This window comes from Streptomyces sp. 7-21, assembly GCF_016741785.1.
Classification (GTDB): domain Bacteria; phylum Actinomycetota; class Actinomycetes; order Streptomycetales; family Streptomycetaceae; genus Streptomyces.
Map to the genome: position 1 here is coordinate 73,140 of NZ_JAERRL010000019.1, position 20,616 is coordinate 93,755.

At 73.3% G+C, this 20,616-nt stretch carries 19 protein-coding genes and 1 pseudogene; 6 read left to right on the top strand and 14 right to left on the bottom strand.

What is annotated here, in order from left to right:
* The first annotated feature begins 85 nt into the window (after positions 1-85).
* A complete protein-coding gene (locus tag JK356_RS20240; protein WP_201870109.1) occupies positions 86-934 on the top strand; it encodes an SDR family NAD(P)-dependent oxidoreductase in 849 nt (282 codons plus the stop codon).
* A 6-nt stretch (positions 935-940) separates the two neighbouring features.
* Positions 941-1,078, top strand: a pseudogene (locus JK356_RS20245) (SDR family oxidoreductase); the annotation flags it as partial.
* 87 nt (positions 1,079-1,165) lie between these two features.
* On the opposite strand, the gene lysS reads toward JK356_RS20245, so the two are convergent.
* Positions 1,166-2,893 carry a lysine--tRNA ligase gene (gene lysS, locus JK356_RS20250; protein WP_307815792.1) on the bottom strand — a complete coding sequence of 576 codons (1,728 nt, stop codon included), beginning with the start codon at positions 2,891-2,893 and terminating at the stop codon, positions 1,166-1,168.
* A 114-nt stretch (positions 2,894-3,007) separates the two neighbouring features.
* Between lysS and argS the strand changes: the two genes are divergently transcribed.
* On the top strand, positions 3,008-4,792 hold the full coding sequence (gene argS, locus JK356_RS20255; RefSeq protein WP_201870111.1) for an arginine--tRNA ligase: 1,785 nt from the start codon (positions 3,008-3,010) through the stop codon (positions 4,790-4,792).
* Here the strand turns inward: argS and JK356_RS20260 are convergent.
* The 9 genes from JK356_RS20260 to JK356_RS20300 form a co-directional block, all read right to left on the bottom strand.
* Positions 4,789-5,901, bottom strand: coding sequence for a serine hydrolase (locus tag JK356_RS20260; RefSeq protein ID WP_201870112.1), 1,113 nt, complete (start codon positions 5,899-5,901; stop codon positions 4,789-4,791). The genes argS and JK356_RS20260 overlap by 4 nt on opposite strands.
* A complete protein-coding gene (locus tag JK356_RS20265) occupies positions 5,885-6,661 on the bottom strand; it encodes an SDR family NAD(P)-dependent oxidoreductase (protein WP_201870113.1) in 777 nt (258 codons plus the stop codon). Before JK356_RS20265 ends, JK356_RS20260 begins: the two co-directional genes overlap by 17 nt.
* A 100-nt stretch (positions 6,662-6,761) precedes the next feature.
* The gene (locus tag JK356_RS20270; protein WP_201870114.1) at positions 6,762-7,091 is read right to left on the bottom strand and encodes a YnfA family protein; all 330 of its coding nucleotides are present in this window, start codon (positions 7,089-7,091) and stop codon (positions 6,762-6,764) included.
* Between the two features lie 7 nt (positions 7,092-7,098).
* Positions 7,099-8,115, bottom strand: a complete 1,017-nt coding sequence (gene hemB / locus JK356_RS20275) for a porphobilinogen synthase (RefSeq protein WP_201870115.1) — start codon at positions 8,113-8,115, stop codon at positions 7,099-7,101.
* A complete protein-coding gene (locus JK356_RS20280) occupies positions 8,112-9,800 on the bottom strand; it encodes a bifunctional uroporphyrinogen-III C-methyltransferase/uroporphyrinogen-III synthase (RefSeq protein WP_201870116.1) in 1,689 nt (562 codons plus the stop codon). The genes hemB and JK356_RS20280 overlap by 4 nt, the downstream gene beginning before the upstream one ends.
* The gene (gene hemC / locus JK356_RS20285; RefSeq protein ID WP_201870117.1) at positions 9,797-10,780 is read right to left on the bottom strand and encodes a hydroxymethylbilane synthase; all 984 of its coding nucleotides are present in this window, start codon (positions 10,778-10,780) and stop codon (positions 9,797-9,799) included. Before hemC ends, JK356_RS20280 begins: the two co-directional genes overlap by 4 nt.
* Positions 10,777-12,297: a glutamyl-tRNA reductase gene (locus JK356_RS20290; protein ID WP_201870118.1), complete on the bottom strand. Its 1,521-nt coding sequence runs from the start codon at positions 12,295-12,297 to the stop codon at positions 10,777-10,779. Before JK356_RS20290 ends, hemC begins: the two co-directional genes overlap by 4 nt.
* Entirely contained in the window at positions 12,294-13,190 is an 897-nt protein-coding gene (locus JK356_RS20295; protein ID WP_201870119.1) for a redox-sensing transcriptional repressor Rex, read from the bottom strand. Before JK356_RS20295 ends, JK356_RS20290 begins: the two co-directional genes overlap by 4 nt.
* Positions 13,191-13,430: 240 nt before the next feature.
* Complete coding sequence (locus tag JK356_RS20300; protein WP_201870120.1) at positions 13,431-13,712, bottom strand: glutaredoxin family protein; 282 nt, start codon at positions 13,710-13,712, stop codon at positions 13,431-13,433.
* Positions 13,713-13,794: 82 nt separating this feature from the next.
* Here JK356_RS20300 and JK356_RS20305 point away from each other — a divergent pair, with 82 nt between their 5' ends.
* From JK356_RS20305 to JK356_RS20315, 3 genes are all read left to right on the top strand, one after another.
* Entirely contained in the window at positions 13,795-14,730 is a 936-nt protein-coding gene (locus tag JK356_RS20305) for an HAD family phosphatase (protein ID WP_201870121.1), read from the top strand.
* Positions 14,731-15,047: 317 nt separating this feature from the next.
* Positions 15,048-15,842, top strand: a complete 795-nt coding sequence (locus JK356_RS20310; protein WP_201870122.1) for an ECF subfamily RNA polymerase sigma factor, BldN family — start codon at positions 15,048-15,050, stop codon at positions 15,840-15,842.
* Between the two features lie 204 nt (positions 15,843-16,046).
* Positions 16,047-17,339: a DUF5667 domain-containing protein gene (locus JK356_RS20315; RefSeq protein WP_201870123.1), complete on the top strand. Its 1,293-nt coding sequence runs from the start codon at positions 16,047-16,049 to the stop codon at positions 17,337-17,339.
* 46 nt (positions 17,340-17,385) lie between these two features.
* Here the strand turns inward: JK356_RS20315 and JK356_RS20320 are convergent, their stop codons facing one another.
* From JK356_RS20320 to JK356_RS20335, 4 genes are all read right to left on the bottom strand, one after another.
* Entirely contained in the window at positions 17,386-18,387 is a 1,002-nt protein-coding gene (locus JK356_RS20320; RefSeq protein ID WP_201870124.1) for a lysophospholipid acyltransferase family protein, read from the bottom strand.
* Positions 18,380-19,411 (bottom strand): NAD-dependent epimerase/dehydratase family protein, encoded by a 1,032-nt coding sequence (locus JK356_RS20325; protein ID WP_201870125.1) that lies wholly within the window; start codon positions 19,409-19,411, stop codon positions 18,380-18,382. The genes JK356_RS20320 and JK356_RS20325 overlap by 8 nt, the downstream gene beginning before the upstream one ends.
* 72 nt (positions 19,412-19,483) lie before the next feature.
* Entirely contained in the window at positions 19,484-19,582 is a 99-nt protein-coding gene (locus JK356_RS20330; RefSeq protein WP_003948845.1) for a 30S ribosomal protein bS22, read from the bottom strand.
* A 132-nt stretch (positions 19,583-19,714) separates the two neighbouring features.
* Positions 19,715-19,924 carry a helix-turn-helix domain-containing protein gene (locus JK356_RS20335; RefSeq protein WP_093841768.1) on the bottom strand — a complete coding sequence of 70 codons (210 nt, stop codon included), beginning with the start codon at positions 19,922-19,924 and terminating at the stop codon, positions 19,715-19,717.
* Positions 19,925-20,616 lie beyond the last annotated feature (692 nt).

Below are 20,616 nucleotides of genomic sequence, written 5' to 3' on the forward strand. Positions count from 1 at the left end.
CGCAGCCCCAGCCGGCTTTGGCCCTCAGCACAACCAGAACGACCGGATCAACGACAACAGGACCAACGAAGAAGGAGGGCAGGCCGTGAGCCCGCGTGAGACCCCCAGCACCGCACCCGCCCTCGTCACGGGCGCCACCTCCGGGCTCGGCCGCGCCGTCGCCAGGGAACTCGCGGCCCAGGGCTGGACGGTGCTAATCCACGGCCGGGACCAGCGCCGCTGCGACGAGACCGTCGCCGAGCTCCGCGACGCGGGCGGCGTGGCGTACCCGTACCTCGCCAACCTCGCCTCGCTGCGTGAGACGGCCGCGCTGGGCCGCCGCATCGCCGCCGAACACCCTTCGCTAGGGCTGCTGGTGAACAACGCGGGCGTCGGTGCGGGCCGCGACCCGCACCGGCGGGAGCTGAGCGAGGACGGCTACGAGCTGCGCCTGGCCGTCAACTACCTGGCACCCGTGGTGCTCACCCGCTCCCTGCGGGCACCGCTGCGGGCGGCCTCGGGCGCCCAGGTCGTCAACGTCGGCTCGATCGGGCAGAGCCCGGTGGACATGGACGACCCGCAGTTCACCAAGGGCTACCACGGCATGGAGGCGTACACGCGCAGCAAGTTCGCGCTGGCGGCGTTCACCATGACCATCGCCGAGGACTACTGGCGCGACAAGATCGCGGTCAACTGCGTCCACCCCGCCAACTACATGGACACCACCATGGTGCGTCAGGCGGGCGTGCGCCCCTGGTCGTCCGTGGCCGAGGGCACTGCCAGCGTGCTCCACACCATCGACGCCGGCCGCAACGGGGAGACCGGGCAGTACTTCGACCAGACGCGGCGCTCCAGGGCCCACCGCGGCGTCTACGACCCGAAGACGCAGCATCGTCTCGCCGACCTCACCGACACCCTGGTCGCGCCGCTGGAAAACCCCACCGCCCGCTGGTGAGCGCTGCGGCCGCCCCTGGCCTGGGACGTCCACGACGCCGAGCCGGCGGCACGGGCCTGCGCGGTCCTGCTGTCGGACTGGCTGCCCGCCACCACCGGCGAGGTCCTCCACGTCGACGGCGGCCTCCACGCCGTCATGGTCTGACCGCACCGCGGCAGGCGGCGGCCGGCCCCCGCGCGGGAGCCCGCCGCCGCCCCGCGGCGGCACACGCGGCGGCCCAGCCCGCGCCGGTCAGGCGCCCAGCAGCCGGCGCACCCGCTCCTCGCCCACCGCCAGCAGCAGCGTCGGCAGCCGCGGCCCGGTGTCGCCGCCGACCAGCAGCCGGTACAGCAGGGCGAAGAACTCCCGCTGCGCCTTCTTCAGTTCGGGCGTCGGCTTGGCATCCACGTCCAGCCCCGCCTGGAGCTTCGGCACGCCGTACACCAGCGTCGTCAGCCCTTCCAGCGACCAGTGGTCGGCCAGCCCGTCCAGCAGCAGCCGCAGCGACTCCCGCTCCCGCTCGCCGAGGGAGTCCAGCAGCTCCCGGTCCGGCTCCTCACGCACCCGGGTCCGCTGCTCGGCGGGCATCTGCGTCTCCACCCACCGCGCCGCCCGGTCCAGCCGGGGCCGCGTCTCGTCCAGCGACCGCACCGGGTTCTCCGGATCGACCTCCCGCAGGATCCGCAGCGTCTGCGCGTCATCCCCGGTGGTGATGTCCACCACCGACGCCAGCATGCGGAACGGCAGCGGCCGGGGCGTCGTCGGCAGCGGCCCGGCGGCCGTGCCCACCGCCCGCGCGTACGCCGCCGCGTCCGCCGGCTGCGCCGTGCCCGCGGCGACCTTCCGCGACAGCGCGTCCCACTCGTCGTAGGTGCGCTGGATCTCCCCGTCGAAGGCGATCTTGAACGACTGGTTGGGGCGGCGCCGCGCGTACAGCCAGCGCAGCAGCGGCGCCTCCATGATCTCCAGCGCGTCCGCCGCGATCGGCACCCGGCCCTTGGAACTGGACATCTTCGACATCCCGCTGATGCCGACGAACGCGTACATCGGCCCGATCGGCCGCTCGCCGCCGAAGATCTCCGACACCAGCTGCCCGCCGACGACCCACGACGACCCCGGCGAGTGGTGGTCGACACCGGCCGGCTCGAACACCACGCCCTCGTACACCCAGCGCATCGGCCAGTCGACCTTCCACACCAGCTTGCCGTGGTGGAACTCCGACAGCCGCACCGTCTCGGCGTGCCCGCACGAGGCGCAGGTGTACCGCAGCTCGGTGGTGTCGTCGTCGTACGACGTCACCGTCGTGGTGTCCCGCTCGCAGGAGGTGCAGTACGGCTTGTACGGGTAGTACTCGCCGCTGCCGCCGCTGCCGTCGTCCTCACCGGCCGCGCCGGAACCCTCCAGCGCCTGCCGCTCCGCCTCGTCGGCGGCGTCCTCCGGCTTCGGCGCCGCTTCCTTCTGCTTGGTGCGGTAACGGGCGAGCACCTCGTCGATGCGCCGCCGCTCCCGCATCGCGAACAGGATCTGGTCGCGGTAGGCGCCCGCGGTGTACTGCGCGGTCTGGCTGATGGCCCGCACCTCGACACCCAGCTCCGCCAGGGCGGCCAGCATCGGAGCCTTGAAGTGCTCCGCCCAGTTGGCGTGCGGCGAGCCGGGCGGGGCGGGCACGGACGTCAGCGGCTTGCCGACGTGCTCGCGCCACGACTCGTCCACGCCGTCCACGCCCGCCGGCACCTTGCGGAACCGGTCGTAGTCGTCCCAGGACAAGAGGTGCACGCAGTCGATGCCGCGCCGCTTGATCTCGTCGGCCACCAGGTGCGGGACCATGATCTCCCGCAGGTTCCCCAGGTGGATCGGCCCGGACGGGCTCACACCCGAGGCACAGACCACGGGTTTGCCCGGCGCGCGGCGCTCCGCCTCGGCGATGACCTCGTCCGCGAGTCGGGAGACCCAGTCGGTCTCCGGGGTGGTCTGGGCCACGGTGAGCCACGTCTCCTTCAGTGTTCCTGCCTGTGGTGCGCCCATTCTCCCACCCGGGCAACGGGGGGCGGGACGCCCGGGGGCGCAGGGCACACGCGTGGGATACTGCCAGGCATGAGTCCCGTTCCGTCCCTCACCGCAGCAGTCAACCAGCGCCTCGCCGACGCCCTCGCGGCGGCCCGGCCCGACGCCGCCGGCGCCGACCCGCTGCTGCGACGAAGCGACCGGGCGGACCTCCAGGCCAACGGCATGCTGGCGCTGGCCAAGCGGCTGCGCGGCAACCCCAGGGAACTCGCCGCCGAGGTCGCCGCGGCCGTCACCACCGGGGACCTTATCCGGGACATCGAGGTCTCCGGCCCCGGCTTCCTCAACATCAACGTCACCGACGAGGCGATCCTCACCACCCTGGCCGCCCGCGCCGCCGACGACCGCCTCGGCGTGCCCGTCACCGCCGAGCCCCGGCGGATGATCATCGAGTACTCGCAGCCGAACGTCGCCAAGGAGATGCACGTCGGCCACCTGCGGTCCACGGTCATCGGTGACGCACTCGTGCGGATCATGGAATTCCGCGGCGAGACGGTGATCCGGCGCAACCACATCGGCGACTGGGGCACCCAGTTCGGCATGCTCATCCAGTACCTGATCGAGCACCCGCACGAGCTGGACCACGAGCAGGACAGCGAGCAGGACAGCACCGGCACCGGCAAGCAGAGCGGCAACGCCGCGATGTCCCGCCTGATGCGGCTGTACCGGGACTCCCGCGCCCTGTTCGACTCCGACGAGGAGTTCAAGAACCGCGCCCGGCGCCGCGTCGTCGAGCTCCAGGCGGGCGACCCCGAGACCCGCGCGCACTGGCAGCGCATCGTCGACGAGTCCAAGATCTACTTCAACGCCGTCTACCGGCGCCTGGGCGTGCTGCTGAACGACGATGACCTCGTCGGCGAGTCCGCCTACAACGACGACCTGCCCACGCTGGCCAAGGAGCTGGAGGACTCCGGCGTCGCCGTCCGCTCCGAGGGCGCGCTGTGCGTGTTCTTCGACGACGTCAAGGGCCCCGACGGCAAGCCCGTGCCGCTGATCGTGCAGAAGGCCGACGGCGGCTTCGGCTACGCCGCCACCGACCTGGCCGCCGTCCGCAACCGCATCGGCACCCTGCGCGCCGACACCATGCTGTACGTCGTGGACGCCCGGCAGGCGCTGCACTTCAAGATGGTCTTCGAGACCGCCCGCCGCGCCGGCTGGCTGCCCGAAGGCGCCGCGCACCACCTGCCGTTCGGCACCGTGCTCGGCACCGACGGCAAGCCGTTCAAGACCCGCTCCGGCGAGGTCGTGCGGCTGATGGACCTGCTGGACGAGGCCGTCGAGCGCGCCGCCGCCGTGGTGCGGGAGAAGGCGCCGGACCTCAGCGACGCCGAGGTCGCCGAGCGCGCCGAGCAGGTCGGCATCGGCGCCGTGAAGTACGCCGACCTGTCCACCTCCCGCTCCCGCGACTACGTCTTCGACCTGGACCGCATGGTCTCGCTCAACGGCGACACCAGCGTGTACCTCCAGTACGCCTACGCCCGGATCCAGTCGATCCTGCGGCGCGCCCCCGAGTCGGCGCGCGCCGAGGCCCGGCCCGGCCTGGCGCTCGAGCCCGCCGAGCGGGCCCTGGGGCTGCACCTGGACGCCTTCGCCGAGACCCTCGACGCGGTCGCCGAGACGTACGAGCCGCACAAGCTGGCCGCCTACCTCTACGGGCTGGCCACGCAGTACAGCGCGTTCTACGAGCACTGCCCGGTGCTCAGCGCCGACGACCCGGACACCGTCGCCAACCGGCTGTTCCTGTGCGAGCTGACCGCCCGCACGCTGCGCCAGGGCATGGCGCTGCTCGGCATCGAGACGCCGGAGCGCCTCTAGGGGTCCTCCCCGCGCGGCACCGGCAGGCCGGCGGCGCGCGCCAGCACGCGGGCCGGGGCACGGCGGTAGGCGCTGTCCGTGCCCCGCTCCCGCGACGGGTGGACCCGGTTGGTCAGCAGCACCAGCAGGCTGCCCGTGCGCGGATCGGCCACCAGGCTGGTGCCGGTGAAGCCGGTGTGGCCGAACGAACCGGGCGAGGCCAGCGCGTCCATGTACCACGGCTGGTCCAGCTGCCAGCCCAGCCCGCGCGCCGCCGCCGGGCCCAGCCCGGCGTTGTGGTTGGTCAGCACGCGCCGCGTCCACTCCTCGCTCAGCAGCCGCCGCTCACCCAGCCGGCCGCCGTTGAGCATCGCCTGCGCCAGCGCGGCCAGGTCGGCGGCGGTGGAGAAGATCCCGGCATGGCCCGCCACCCCGCCCAGGTAGTACGCGTTCTCGTCGTGCACCTCGCCGCGCACCAGGCCGCGCCCCGTCCCCGGCTGGTACTCGGTCGCGGCGATCCGCGGCAGCAGCGCGGGCGGTGGCGTGAAACCGGTGTCGGCCAGGCCCAGCGGCCGCGTCACGTGCGCCGCGACCAGCTCGTCCAGCGGCCGGCCCGCCGCCGCCTCGGCGACCGCGCCGGCCGCGATCAGGCCCAGGTCGGAGTAGGCGTAGCCGGTGCCCGGCGGGTACGCCAGGTCCGCCTCGCCGATCGCCGCGAGCCGCGCCGCGTTGTCCGGATACGGCCCCAGGTCCGCCCACGGCGGCAGCCCGGCCGTGTGCGTCAGCAGCCGCCACACCGGCACCACCGGCCGGAAGCCCGGCAGGTAGCGCCCCACCGGCGCGTCGAGGTCCAGCACGCCCCGCTCGGCCAGCCGCGCCACCACCACCGCCGTGAACAGCTTCGTCAGCGACGCGATGTCAAAGACCGTGTCCGGGCGCATGGGCACGCGCTCCCCACGCCAGCGCACGGCCCAGCCGCGCGCCGCGTGCGTCACGATCACGCCGTCCCGCGCCGCCAGCAGCACGAAGCCGGGGTAGTCGCGCCCCAGCCGCTCCTCGGCTACCGGCACCAGGCGGGCCACGTGCTCTTCCCGCAGGCCCGCCTCGCGCGGGCTACCGGTCCGCAGCACCGGGCACGGGCCCCCGGTGGACCTTGGTGTTCGACGCCTGCTCCCGGGGGCGCAGCACCAGCAGGTCCACGTTGACGTGCGGCGGCCGCGTCACCGCCCAGGTGATGGTCTCCGCCACGTCCTCGGCGGTCAGCGGCCGCTCCACGCCCTCGTAGACCTTGTCGGCCCGCTCCTTGTCGCCGCGGAAGCGGACCAGCGAGAACTCCTCGGTCTTCACCATGCCGGGCGCGATCTCGATGACCCGCACCGGGTTGCCGACGATCTCCTGCCGCAGCGTCTCGGCCAGCACGTGCGCCCCGTGCTTGGCCGCCACGTACCCGGCGCCGCCCTCGTACGTGCCGTGCCCGGCGGTCGAGGAGACCACCAGGACCGTCCCGGCGCCCGAGGCGATCAGCGCGGGCAGCAGCGCCTGCGTCATGTGCAGCACGCCCAGCACGTTCACGTCGTACATCCGGCGCCACTCCTCCGGATCCCCGGAGGCCACCGGGTCCAGGCCCAGGGCACCGCCCGCGTTGTTCACCAGCACGTCGCAGCGGTCGAGCCCCGCCGCGAACGCGTCCACGGCCGCCCGGTCCGTGACGTCCAGCACCGCCGGCTCCGCCTCGTGCCCGGCGCGCTTCAGCTCCTCGGCCAGCGCCCCGATCCGCTCCGCGCGGCGCGCCGCCAGCACCACCCGGTACCCGGCCTCGGCCAGCTTCCGGGCGGTGGCGGCACCGATGCCGCTGCTCGCTCCCGTGACGACGGCGACAGGCGTGGTCATGGCGTACTCCTTCGTCTCGGCGCTGTCGGGCGCTGTGTTGGCGCCGTCTCAGCGAATCTTGACGCTTGTCCCGCGGCTGTACGTACCTTCCCACGCTCGTTCAGCGCGGCACGTACATGATGACGGCGACGCCCGCCAGGCAGATCAGCGCCCCCAGCACGTCCCACCGGTCCGGGCGGAACCCGTCGAGCGCCATCGCCCAGACCAGCGACCCGGCGACGAACACCCCGCCGTACGCCGCGAGCACCCGCCCGAAGTGCGAGTCCGGCTGGAGCGTCGCCACGAAGCCGTACACCCCGAGCGCCAGCACCCCGGCGCCCATCCACGCCCAGCCCCGGTGCTCCCGCACCCCCTGCCACACCAGCCACGCCCCGCCGATCTCGCAGAGCGCCGCCAGCGCGAACAGGGCGACCGAGCGGAGGGTGGTCACCCGGCGCTCACGCCCGCCGCAGCCGCTGGGCCACCTCGGTCGCCCAGTACGTCAGCACCAGGTCGGCCCCGGCCCGCTTGAATGCCAGCAGCGTCTCGTCGATGGCCCGCTCCCGCTCGATCCAGCCGCGCTCGGCGGCGGCCTCGACCATCGCGTACTCGCCGGAGATCTGGTACGCGGCCACCGGCACGTCCGACGCGTCCGCCACCGACCGCAGCACGTCCAGGTACGGCAGCCCCGGCTTGACCATCACCATGTCGGCGCCCTCGGCCAGGTCGAGCGCCAGCTCCCGCAGCGCCTCCCGCGCGTTCGGCGGGTCCTGCTGGTACGTCTTGCGGTCGCCGCGCAGCGAGGAGTTCACCGCCTCGCGGAACGGGCCGTAGAACGCCGACGCGTACTTCGCGGTGTACGCCAGCACCGCCGTGTCCCGGTGGCCCGCCTCCTCCAGCGCCCGCCGGATCCGCGCCACCTGGCCGTCCATCATGCCGCTGGGCGCCAGCACGTGCGCCCCGGCCTCGGCCTGGACCACGGCCATCTCCGCGTACCGCTCCAGCGTCGCGTCGTTGTCCACGCGGCCCTCGGCGTCCAGCACCCCGCAGTGGCCGTGGTCGGTGACCTCGTCCAGGCACACGTCCGACATCACCACCAGCGCGTCGCCGGTCTCGGCCCGCACCGCGCGCAGCGCCCGCTGCAGGATGCCGTCCGGATCGGTGCCGGGCGTGCCGGCACCGTCCTTCTTCTCCTCCTCGGGCACGCCGAACAGCATGATGCCCGCGACCCCGGCCTCGGCCGCCTCGGCGGCGGCCGCGCGCACCGAGTCCAGCGTGTGCTGCACCACGCCCGGCATGGACCCCAGCGGCACCGGCTCGCTGATGCCCTCCCGCACGAACGCGGGCAGCACCAGGTCCGCCGGGTGCAGCCGGTGCTCCGCGACCATGCGCCGCATCGCCGCCGTCGTCCGCAGCCGCCGCGGCCGCGCCGCGGGGAAGGGCGGCACGCCGCCGCCCAGCCGCCCCTCGGTCATGACGTCGTCCGTGCCCTCCTGCGCTGGGCCCGCTTCTCGCTGGGCCGCTTCAGCACCTCGCCCGCCTCCAGCGCCGCGGCCCGCCGCTCGGCGCCGAACTGCGCCAGCGCCTCGGCCAGCCGGTGCACCGACGGCTCCGGCGCCATCACGTCCACGCGCAGCCCGTGCTCCTCAGCAGTCCGCGCGGTCGCCGGGCCGATGCAGGCGATCACCGTCACGTGGTGCGGCTTGCCGGCGATGCCGACGAGGTTCCGCACCGTGGACGAGGAGGTGAACAGCACGGCGTCGAAGCCGCCGCCCTTGATGGCCTCCCGCGTCGCGGCCGGCGGCGGCGAGGCCCGCACCGTCCGGTACGCGGTCACGTCGTCCACCTCCCAGCCCAGCTCGACCAGGCCGGCGGACAGCGTCTCCGTGGCGATGTCGGCGCGCGGCAGGAACACCCGGTCGATCGGGTCGAAGACCGGGTCGTACGGCGGCCAGTCCGCCAGCAGCCCGGCGGCCGACTGCTCGCCGCTCGGCACCAGGTCGGGCCGCACGCCGAACGCCACCAGCGCCTTGGCGGTCTGCTCCCCGACGGCGGCCACCTTGATCCCGGCGAACGCCCGCGCGTCGAGGCCGTACTCCTCGAACTTCTCCCGGATCGCCTTCACCGCGTTGACCGAGGTGAACGCAATCCACTCGTACCTGCCGGTCACCAGGCCCTTGACGGCCCGGTCCATCTGCTGCGGCGTGCGCGGCGGCTCGACCGCGATCGTCGGCACCTCACTCGGCACCGCGCCGTAGGAGCGCAGCTGCTCCGACAGCGACGCGGCCTGCTCCTTGGTGCGCGGCACCAGCACCTTCCAGCCGAACAGCGGCTTGGACTCGAACCACGCCAGCTGTTCCCGGTGCGCGGGCGCGCTGCGCTCGCCGACGACCGCTATCGCCGGCTTGGCGGCGTCCGGCGTCGGCAGCACCTTGGCGGACTTCAGGGTCCGCTCGATCGTGCCGAGCGTCGCGGACCAGGTCCGCTGCCGCGTCGTGGTGCCGCTGATGGTCACCGACACCGGCGTGTCCGGCTTGCGCCCGCTGGCGACCAGGCGGGAGGCCGTCGCGGCGGTGTCCTCCAGCTTCAGGGACATGACGACGGTCGCGTCGCTCGCCCCGATCTCCGTCCAGCAGCGCTCGTCGGCCGTGGCGGCGTCGACGAACCGCACGTCGGCACCCTCGGAGTCGCGCAGCGGCACGCCCGCATAGGCGGCGACGCCGACGGCCTGCGCGACACCGGGCACCACCTCGAACGTGATGCCCTCGGCGGCCAGCGCCAGCATGTCGGCGGTGGCGTCCGTGTCCATCCCAGGGTCACCAGCGACGGCACGGACCACCCGCTTGCCGCCGCGCGCGGCCCGCATGACAAGATCTGCTGGGTCGTCGGATCCGGCGGACGACTCCCCGTCCCCCTCGTCGTGCTCGTCGTGAGCGCGCTGCAAGGGGGTCACCGTGCCGGGACGCAGGTGCTCGCGCACCACGTCGTAGACCTCCTGGTCGGCGACCAGGACGTCGGCCTGCCCCAAAGCCTGGACGGCGCGCAAGGTCAGCAGGCCGGGGTCTCCGGGTCCGGCGCCGAGGAAGGTGACGTGTCCGGCGGTGCCAGCTGTCGCGCCCGCGGGACGGGCGCGCGTTGTGCGTGCGGTGGTGGGGCTCAAAGTGCTCGCTCCCCCATCAGACCGGCCGCGCCCTTAGCGAGCATCTCCTCCGCGAGCGTGCGGCCCAGGTGCTCCGCCTGGGCCAGCGCCTCCCGGAGTGACGCCGGAACGTGGCCGGTGGTGGACAGCTGCACCAGCGTGGCGCCGTCGGTGGTGCCGACGACGCCGCGCAGGCGCAATTCGGTGGCACCCTGCCCGTCGTCGAGCAGGTCGGCCACGGCACCGACAGGTGCGCTGCAACCGGCCTCCAGCGCGGCGAGCAGGGTTCGCTCGGCGGTCACGGCGACCCGGGTGTGCGGGTCGTCGAGCCCGGCGAGCTGGGCGGCGAGGTCACGCGCGTGTGCGGCGCACTCGACCGCCAGTGCCCCCTGGCCGGGGGCGGGCAGAACGAGGTCGGGCGGCAGGAACTCGGACACCTCCGCTTCCCGCCCGATTCGGTGCAGCCCGGCTGAGGCGAGCACGACAGCGTCAAGCTCGCCAGCACGCACGTACCCGATCCGGGTGTCAACATTCCCCCGGATCGGGACCGTGTCGATCTCGCAACCAAGAGCGCGCGCCCAGGCGTTCAGCTGCGCCATGCGGCGCGGCGAACCGGTGCCCACGCGGGCGCGCCCCGGCGCGGTCGCCAGGCGTTCGAACGTCACGCCGCCGCGCGCGATGAGCGCGTCGCGCACGTCGGCGCGGCGCGGCACGGCGGCAAGCGTCAGATTCGGTGGCTGCTGGGTCGGCAGGTCCTTCAGCGAGTGGACGGCGAAGTCGATCTCCCCGGCGAGCAGGGCGTCGCGCAGCGCGGAGACGAACACGCCAGTGCCGCCGATGCGCGCCAGCTCCTCACGGGAGACGTCGCCGTAGGTGGTGATCTCGACCAGCTCGACCTCGCGGCCGGTCAGCCGCCTCACCTGCTCCGCGACGCCCGAGGACTGCGCCACCGCGAGCTGACTGCGCCGGGTTCCAAGACGCAGGGGGCGCGGGGCGTTCATGAGGACTCCTGTTCCGACGTGCGGGGGGCGGCCGGGGCCGCCGTGGTGGTACTGGTCGTCGTAGCTGTACTGGTTGTCGTACTGGCCGTGCTGGCCGCGGTAGCCGTGCTGGCCGTACCCGGTTCGGACCGCCGGGGCGAGGGCGCCGCGGCGGAGGCCGCGGGCGCCGGCCCGGAGCGCGCGTCCAGGTCGAACAGCTCACGCAGCGCCGCCGCGTAGTCGGCCCCGCCCGGCTCCCCCGCCAGCTCCTTGACCCGGACGGTCGGCGCGTGCAGCAGCTTGTCCACCACCCGCCGCACGGTGCGCGTGATCTCCGCGCGCTCCCGCTCGCCCAGGTCCGGCAGCCTGCCGTGCAGCCGCGCCAGCTCGCTCGCGACGACCTCCGAGGCCATCGAGCGCAGCGCGACGACGGTCGGCGCGATCTGCGCGGCCTGCTGGGCCGCCTCGAAGACCGCGACCTCCTCGGCCACGATCTGCCGCACCGCCTCCACGTCCGCCGCCATCGGCGCGTCGGCCGACGCCTCGGCGAGCGACTCGATATCTACCAGCCGCACGCCGGACAGGCCATGCACGGCCGCGTCCACATCGCGCGGCATGGCCAGGTCGAGCATGGCCAGCGGCCGGGGCCTGCGGCCCAGGCTCGCGCGCTCCCGCAACGCGGAAGCGACGGCGTCCGCGCCCAGCATCACGCCGGGCGAGCCGGTGCAGGACAGCACGACATCGGCCAGCGCCAGCTCGGCGGCGACGGAGATCGCGTTGATCGGCACGGCGCGGGCGCGGGGCGCGGCCGCCTCGCCCGAGCCGTCGAGCGCCGTCGCGAGCCGCTCCGCGCGCTCCAGCGTCCGGTTAGCGATCACCAGTTCGGCCACACCGGCCCTGGCAAGCACCGACGCGGCCAGCGACGACATCGAACCGGCCCCGATGACCAGCGCGCGCTTACCGCGCAGCCATCCGGCGCCCGGCGCGTCAGCGGCGCCGCCGTCGCGCATCCGCGCGGCGAGCCGCTCCAGACCGAAGGTGACCAGCGACTGCCCGGCCCGGTCGATGCCGGTCTCGCTGTGCGCCCGCTTGCCGACGCGCAGCGCCTGCTGGAACAGCTCGTTCAGCAGCCGCCCCGCCGTCTGCTCGTCCTGCGCCAGCGCCAGCGCCTCCTTGACCTGGCCGAGGATCTGGCCCTCGCCCACGACCATCGAGTCCAGGCCGCAGGCGACATTGAACAGGTGCTCGGCGGCACGCTCCCCGGCGTGCGCGTACAGGTACGGCGCCAGCTCCTCGCGGGCGACGCCGGTGCGCGCGGTCAGCAGCCCGGACAGCGCGGCCAGGCCGTCGTGGAACGACTCGGCGTCCGCGTACAGCTCGGTGCGGTTGCACGTGGACAGCACGGCGGCGGCGGTCACCGGCCCGGACGCGACAGCGTCATGCAGGAGCGCGGCGCGCCCCTCGGGCGGCAGCGCGACGCGCTCCAGCAGGCTGACCGGCGCGCTGCGGTGACTCACGCCGACAACGAGAAGAGTCATGCGGGCATCACCGCCGGGACACCGTCTTCCGGACCGTCCTCGCCGCTCTTCGACGACGAGGGCGGCCTCGACGCAGACGACGACGATGAAGATGAAGACGAAGACGACGACGAAGACGGCGACGCAGAAGACGCAGACGTCGGGGCGGAGGACTCCCGCGCCCCGGCGACGCCGCGGCCCTTGCCCGGGCCATCGCCCGGCGCGCCTTCCGCCACCCCGCGGGCCAGCGCGTCGGCCGCCTTGCGCTGCTCGTGGAACGCCAGGATCTGGAGTTCGATCGACAGGTCGACCTTGCGCACGTCGACGCCCTCAGGCACCGACAGCACGGTCGGGGCGAAGTTCAGGATGGACGTGACCCCGGCGGCGACGAGCCGGTCGCAGACCTGCTGGGCCGCGCCGCCCGGCGTCGTGATCACACCGATGGACACGTCGTTCTCGCGGATGATGGTCTCCAGGTCGTCCACGTGCTGCACCGCGATCCCCGCGACCTGCTTGCCGGTCATGCTCGCGTCGGCGTCGATCAGCGCGGCGACGCGGAAGCCCCGGGAGGCGAAGCCGCCGTAGTTCGCGAGCGCGGCGCCGAGGTTACCGATGCCGACGATCACCACGGGCCAGTCCTGGGTGAGCCCGAGTTCACGCGAGATCTGGTACACGAGATACTCGACGTCGTAACCGACGCCCCGGGTGCCGTAGCTCCCCAGGTAGGAGAAGTCCTTGCGGAGCTTCGCGGAGTTCACGCCCGCGGCGCTGGCCAGTTCCTCCGAGGAAACTGTGGGGACCGAGCGTTCCGACAGCGCCGTGAGCGCCCGCAGGTACAGCGGAAGCCGGGCGACAGTCGCCTCGGGAATTCCCCGGCTACGGGTCGCCGGTCGGTGGTTTCGGCCAGTTGCCACGGTGCTCCTGCCGGTCGAGCCAAGTGGAGAGCGGCCGTGCGCCACGCGGCGCCAGATCCGTGCGCCGCGACCGCTCTGTCCCGCCCAGGCTATGTCTTTGTGAACGCGTGCACAAAGATACTGTCCGCTTTGTCCGGCCACAGTGACCGGTGCCACATTCGCCCACGAGGACACCCGGCCACACTCCTTACGTTCCCACCTCTGCGCGGCAAAACGACTCGAATGGTAATCGAAACCTGCTCACGCCCCCAAAGCGCGCAGAAGCCGCCCCCGGTCGACCCGCCAGAAATCGTGCTGCTCGCCGTCGACGAGCACCACCGGGATCTGCTCGGCATACGCCCGGAACAGCTCCTCGTCCTGGGTGATGTCCTTCTCCTCGAAGGACGCGCCCGTCCGCTCGCACACCTCACGGACGACCGCCCTGGCGTCATCGCACAGATGACAGCCGGGCTTGCCGATCAGGGTCACCAGTCGCTCGGAGGGCTTCTTGCCGCGGCGGGCCAGACGCGTCAGCGGTCTCATAGCCCTCATTGTGCCGCGCACGGCCATCGCGGGGACATGCCCGCGCAACCGCTTGTCCACACCCGTGACTATGCTCGACGCCATGGCAAGCGCCAGAAATCCGCTCGCGGCGGGCTCCCGCCTGGGCCGCCTCACCCGGCGCGGACGCGCCGCGGCGGCGGCTCCCGAGCAGGAGCTGGCGGGCCGTGCCAGCGCCGAGGCGGCGCGGCAGCAGGCCGAGCCGGAGCCGGAGTTCCCGGCGCCCGGCGAGCCCAGGGCGGCCGCGTTCTTCGATCTGGACAACACGGTGATGCAGGGCGCCGCCCTGTTCCACTTCGGGCGCGGACTGTACAAGCGGAAGTTCTTCAGCAAGCGGGAGCTGGCACGCTTCGCCTGGCAGCAGGCGTACTTCCGCCTCGCGGGCGTTGAACACCGCGGCCACATGCACGAGGTGCGCGACAGCGCCCTGTCGATCGTGCGGGGCCACCGGGTCAGCGAGCTGATGGCCATGGGCGAGGAGATCTACGACGAGTACCTCGCCAAGCGCATCTGGCCGGGCACCCGCGCGCTCGCCCAGGCGCACCTGGACGCCGGGCAGCGGGTGTGGCTGGTGACGGCCGCCCCGGTGGAGATGGCGACGATCATCGCCCGCCGGCTGGGGCTGACCGGCGCCCTGGGCACGGTCGCCGAGTCGGTCGACGGCGTGTACACCGGCCGCCTGGTGGGCGAGGTGCTGCACGGCCCGGCCAAGGCGGTCGCGGTGCGCGCGCTGGCGGAGGCCGAGGGGCTGGATCTGTCGCTGTGCGCCGCCTACAGCGACTCGGCCAATGACATCCCGATGCTGTCGCTGGTCGGCTACCCGTACGCGATCAATCCCGACTCTGCGCTGCGGGCGCACGCCAAGAAGCACGGCTGGCGGCTGCGCGACTACCGCACCGGCCGGCGGGCGGCCCGCATCGGGGTTCCCGCCGCTGCCGGGGCCGGGGCCCTCGTCGGCGGCGCCGCGGCCGCCCTGGCGCTGCACCGCCGCCGCCGCTGACCATTCAGCATCCGTTACCCCACCGAGGCGTCACTCAGACGCGCCGCGCCTCGTCAGAGCCCTTCCGACGCCACTCGGTCAAAACATAGACATATCCGATCGCTTGGCGATCGCTTACCCCCTGGCGTAAGCCTGGCGCGACGAACACAACGCGTAACCGATCAAACCGAATCGGCAATTTCCGCAACTACGCGTAGCACTCTCAGCACGAAGCGTTATTCTCCTCAGACGCGATTCACGGTCCCCCCGTCTCCAGCCAGGTGACGGACGAAGGGCCCGCCACTGCACGTGTTGGAAGCTCTGCCTCTGGGAGTCCCGTGTACCCACACGTCGGGGTTGACGCCTCGGGCCTGGCTACGCTGCGCACGACCGTCTCCGACGGCCTGCGCACCCTCGTCCCCACCGCGTACGCCGCAGCCCCCACCCTCGCCGCACCTGTCCCCGCAGCCCCTGCCTACACCCTCGCCGACGGCACCACCACGCGTGGCTCGGCGGTGGGCAGACGAGCCCGCTCCGGCGCCGCCGGGTCCTCCGCCGCCCGCTCGTCGTCGTCCGCCACCAGCGACAGCCGCCGCATGATGGACCTCGTCGAGCGCGCCCAGAGCGGAGAAGCCGAGGCATTCGGCCGCCTGTACGACCACTACTCCGACACCGTCTACCGGTACATCTACTACCGGGTCGGCGGCCGGGCCACGGCCGAGGACCTCACCAGCGAGACCTTCCTGCGGGCGCTCCGCCGCATCGGCACGTTCACCTGGCAGGGCCGGGACTTCGGGGCATGGCTGGTCACCATCGCCCGCAACCTGGTCGCCGATCACTTCAAGTCGAGCCGCTTCCGTCTTGAGGTCACCACCGGGGAGATGCTGGACGCCAACGAGGTCGAGCGGAGCCCGGAGGAGTCCGTGCTGGAATCCCTGGCCAATTCCGCCCTCCTGGAAGCCGTCCGCAAGCTCAACCCCCAGCAGCAGGAATGCGTCACGCTCCGGTTCCTCCAGGGGCTGTCCGTGGCGGAGACGGCCCGCGTGATGGGCAAGAACGAGGGCGCGATCAAGACGCTCCAGTACCGCGCCGTGCGCACCCTGGCCCGTCTCCTCCCGGACGACGCCCGGTGACCGTCCGCACGCGACCGCCGCAAATCAGTCACATAATCAGCCAGCCGTAACCCGAGTGCCTGCCCACTCGTTGTCGAGGTCGCAGGCTTCCTACGGTCAAGAGCCCGGTCGTCTCCTCACTCATCCGCATGAAGAGCGGCCAGGATCGGAAACCAGCGGTCCGTACCGGGAAGTCCATCGTGCTGATGAGAGGAGGTGCCGCCCGTGATCGGATCCGTGCCCACGAGCCGCCGGGCCAACGCCTTCGCCCAGCTCCTCGACGACACCCGGCTGGAGGAGCAGCGGCCTGGCGTGCCCGGCGGGGAAGAGGCGGACACCGCGGACACCACGGCCACCCCGGCGGGTGCGGCCGCCCCGGCCGCACCCGCCGCCGGGTCCAGCGCCGCGGCGGCCGAGGGCGGTCAGGCGGCCCTGGCCGCGGTGGCGCGCCGCCTGGCCGCCCTGCCCCGGCCGTCGCTCAGCGCGGACGCCAAGGCCGAGCAGCGCGCACGGCTCGTCGCCGCCATGGAGGCCGCCGCTCCCGGCGCCCTGCGGGTGCCCGAGCAGCGGCGGCACAGACCCGGCCGGGGGGCACACCGCGCCACCCCGGCGAACGCGCTCAACCGGCTGCGGCCCCGGTCCCGCCTGAGCAAGGGCCTCGCCGCGAGCGGCCTGACCGTGGGCGTGGCGGCCGGTGCGCTCGGCGGCATCGCCGCCGCCAGCTCCGACGCCCTGCCCGGCGACACCCTCTACGGCATCAAGCGAGGCATGGAGGACCTGCGCCTCGACTTCGCCAGCGGTGACGCCGACCGGGGCAGGCTCTACCTCGACCACGCCGCCACGCGGCTCAACGAGGCCCGCCGCCTCATGGAACGCGGCAGGTCGGGCCAGCTCGCCGAGGAAGACCTCGACGACATCCGCGCCGCCCTGGCGAGCATGCGGGACGACGCCGCCGAGGGGCACCGCCTGCTTACCCAGGCGCACGAGGCGGACGGCTCCATGGCACCGCTGGAGTCGCTCTCGGTCTTCTCTGTCAACCACCGCGAGGCCTGGTCGCGGCTGCGCGACCAGCTGCCGCCGGAGCTGGTCGACGTCGGCGCCCAGGTGACCGAGGTCTTCGACGCCATAGAGGACGAGATCGCCCCGCTCGCGCCACTGCTGCCCACCGAGCCGCGCACGTCCGCCTCGTCGGACGACACGGCTGGCGAGCGCCCCCGGACCCCGGGCGACAGCCCCGAGCCCGCCGAGCCGGCCTCGCCGGACGAGGACCAGCCGCAAGCCCCGAGCGGCACGGCCCCCGGCCCGGCCAGCCCCGCACCCAGCGAGGACGACGAGGGCCTGCTCGGCGGCACCGGGCTGCTCGACCCCCCGGCGAGCGACCAGCCGTCCGGCGGCGCCGCCGACGCGGAGACGGCCCCGCCGGGGACCTCGCTCCCCCAGCCGGAGATCACCATCCCGCCCCTCGTCGAGGAGCTGCTCCCCGGCCTCGGGCTCGACGGCTCCGGCACGGACCAGTGACCGCCGCCCGGCCCCGGGCCGGGCGGCCGCCTTCGCTGCGGGTCGTTTAAAAGAAGACCGACCGGCGGGAGACCAGCAGCTTGTACAGCGTGTGCTGGATGGTCTCCCGCACCTGGTCGGTGAGCTGGAACATCAGCACGGGGTCTTCCGCCGCCTCCGGCGGCTGCCCCGCCGTCTCGACGGGCTCAGCGAACTCGATCGTCCACTTGGTCGGCAGCGGCACCGCCCCCAGCGCCCCCAGCAGCGGGAACGTCGGCGTGATCGGGAAGTACGGCAGCCCCAGCAGCCGCGCCAGCACCCGCGAGTTGGCGATCATCGGGTAGATCTCCTCCGCCCCCACGATCGAGCACGGCACGATCGGCACGCCCGCCCGCAGCGCCGTCGCCACGAAGCCACCGCGCCCGAAGCGCTGAAGCCGGTACCGCTGCGAGAACGGCTTCCCGATGCCCTTGAAGCCCTCCGGCATGACGCCGACGAGTTCGCCGCGCTCCAGCAGCTCCCGCGCGTCCTGCGCGCACGCCAGCGTGTGCCCCGCCTTGCGCGCCAGCTCGCCCACGACCGGCAGCCGGAACACCAGGTCGGCGGCCAGCATGCGCAGATGGCGGCGGGCCGGGTGCCGGTCCCGCACCGCGACCTGGAGCATCAGCGCGTCCCACGGCAGCGTCCCCGAGTGGTTCGCGACGATCAGCGCACCGCCCGTCGCCGGTATGTTGTCGATGCCGCGCACCTCGACCCGGAAGTACTTCTCGAAGACCGGCCGCAGCAGCCGCAGCAGCACCTCGTCGGTCAGCTCGGGGTCGTAGCCGAAGTCGTCGACGTCGTACTCGCCGGTGAGACGCCGCCGCAGGAACGCCAGGACGCGCGCCAGGGCCTGGTCCAGCCCTTCGTCCTCGCGGGGCGCGGGCCCGCCCCGCCCCGTCGGCTGCGGCGCCCCGGGCCGTACCGCCCGCTGCCGCGGCAAGCCCTGGCTGTCCCCACCGCCATCCCCACCGCCGTCCCGGCCGTGCGGGCGCGGATCCTCGAACGGTATGACCTTGGCGTCAGCCACGGCGCACCAGCCTCTCGAGACGGTCCACGGCGCGGGAGACCGCCTCGGGCGGCAGCGGGCCGGCCCCGACGGCCGCAGCGAAGTCGGCGAACGTCTCGGCCGTGGTGTACTCCAGCGGCCCGCCCATGACCTCACGCAGCCGGTCGGTCCGCACCACCCGCCCGTGCGTCAGCGACCGCAGCTGCTCGGCGGAGACGCCCGGCAGCCGCAGGGCGGCGAGGCCCGAGCCCAGCCAGGGCGCCAGCCGGCCCGGCACGGGCACCGTCGGCCTCCCCAGCCGCCGGGCCGCCTGCGAGAGCGTCAGCACGCCCGCTGCGGCGACATTGAACGTGCCGTCCGGCACGGCCCCCGGGCCCTCCTCCCGCACGGCCCGCAGCAGCACGTCCAGGGCGTCGTCCTCGTGCACGACCTGGAGCCGCGGGTCGTAGCCGAGCACGGTCGGCAGCACGGGCAGCCGGAAGTAGGAGGCGAGGAACGAGCCCGCGGCGGGCGAGAGCACGTCGGCGAAGCGCAGCACCGTCACGGCCACGTCGGGCCGGCGGCGGGCGAAACCGCGGACGTACTCCTCGATTTCGGCGAGATCCCGGGTGAAGCCGCTCGCGGGGGACGCGGGCGGCGCGTCCTCGCCGAACACGGCGGGGCCGCGGGCGGACCCGCCGTAGATCCGCGTGCTGGAGCGCACCACCACGCGGCGCAGGCCGGGCAGCCGCTGGCAGGCGCCGAGCAGTTGCAGCGTGCCGAGGACGTTCCTCTCCTTGACCGCGGCCCGTCCGGCACCCGGCGCCGCCGGGGTGCCGTGCACGTCCAGGTGGACGACCGTGTCCACGCCGTACTCCACCAGCAGGCCGAGGAGGTCCGGGCCGCGGATGTCGGCGCGCACGAACTCCGCGCCCCGCAGCGGGGACGCGGGACGCCGGGTGTCCACGGCCACGACGCGGCTCGCCTCGGGCGCCCGCCCGAGGTGGCGCGCGAACCGCCCTCCCAGCTGGCGGGCGGCGCCGGTGACGAGAACGGTCCTCCCCACGCTACCCCCATGCGGCACCGATACGACGGCCCTCCCGCCACGCGGACGGGAGGGCCGGTCAGTGCCGCTCAGTCACTTCTTGTTGCGGCGCTGGACGCGAGTGCGCTTCAGCAGCTTACGGTGCTTCTTCTTCGCCATCCGCTTCCGCCGCTTCTTGATGACAGAGCCCACGACTACCCTCGCTTACTTCGATTACTCGGTGCGGGGCGTCCGAGCCCACACGACCTACATGGCACCAGACTACCGGGCACCGGGTGGGACGAGTGAACCGAGGGCGCCTTAACCCTGTCATCCGTCCTGCCGTCAGGCGCTTTCGGCCCCGACGAAGGACTCTCGGAGGTACTCGTGGACGGCCTGCTCCGGTACCCGGAAGGACCTTCCCACCCGGATCGCAGGCAGATGTCCAGCGTGCACCAGTCGGTACACCGTCATCTTGGAGACGCGCATCACCGCGGCGACTTCCGCCACGGTCAGGAACTTGGCCTCGCTTAGAAGCCGTTCACCAGCAGCCATGTCACACCTGACCTTCCGCACATGTCGGACACCGGCTTCCCCTCCGGTGACTCCCTCTCGCATGTGCGCTCCTCTCCAGGTTAGGGGCGGGTGGTGCGAGTGGGGAAGAGGTGCCCCAACCACCATTTCACTACAATCAGCCATTTACGGTGACAGAGAAGGTGGTTTGAGGACATCGAACATGCGCCATCTGTAGCCGCGCTACCGCGCAACGTCAGCACTCGGCGTCACGGCAAACCTCTGCCCACTTGCCAGCCCGGAGGGCACCACAAGCTCACGCGCATCGGTCTGCACAGGACTGCATACCCAGGTGACCTGGGCGCCAATACCGCAAGGGCCGTCCGAACAGGAAATCTACCGCGCCCGGCGGAGCGTTGAGGCACGGTCAGCCGGCCGTGCGGGCTGGCGGGCTGGCGGCCGGCCGGGCTGAGACGCGACGTCAGCGGCACGGAGGGACAGCCTCTCGCCCCGCCGCAACGACGACGCCACGGTGCGTGAAACTCGGCCGAATCTCGTCGCTAAGTCGACAGATCTCCCCGCCTCGGGGCGGCACCGCACGGCTGCCTCACCTCCTGGACGGCTTCCTGGGCTCTGGGCCCCCTCCGGCACCGCCCAGACCGGGGCGCCGGCCGCGGGTGGCCGACCGGAGAGGTCCGCCCAGCGTGACGGCGTTTCCAGACAGCACGAAATAG

Excerpts from the sequence above, each read along its gene's own strand:
- argS (WP_201870111.1), top strand. The coding sequence starts at position 3,008 with ATGAGTCCCGTTCCGTCCCTCACCGCAGCAGTCAACCAGCGCCTCGCC.
- JK356_RS20265 (WP_201870113.1), bottom strand. The coding sequence starts at position 6,661 with ATGACCACGCCTGTCGCCGTCGTCACGGGAGCGAGCAGCGGCATCGGT.
- hemB (WP_201870115.1), bottom strand. The coding sequence starts at position 8,115 with ATGACCGAGGGGCGGCTGGGCGGCGGCGTGCCGCCCTTCCCCGCGGCG.
- hemC (WP_201870117.1), bottom strand. The coding sequence starts at position 10,780 with ATGAACGCCCCGCGCCCCCTGCGTCTTGGAACCCGGCGCAGTCAGCTC.
- JK356_RS20290 (WP_201870118.1), bottom strand. The coding sequence starts at position 12,297 with ATGACTCTTCTCGTTGTCGGCGTGAGTCACCGCAGCGCGCCGGTCAGC.
- JK356_RS20300 (WP_201870120.1), bottom strand. The coding sequence starts at position 13,712 with ATGAGACCGCTGACGCGTCTGGCCCGCCGCGGCAAGAAGCCCTCCGAG.
- JK356_RS20305 (WP_201870121.1), top strand. The coding sequence starts at position 13,795 with ATGGCAAGCGCCAGAAATCCGCTCGCGGCGGGCTCCCGCCTGGGCCGC.
- JK356_RS20335 (WP_093841768.1), bottom strand. The coding sequence starts at position 19,924 with ATGGCTGCTGGTGAACGGCTTCTAAGCGAGGCCAAGTTCCTGACCGTG.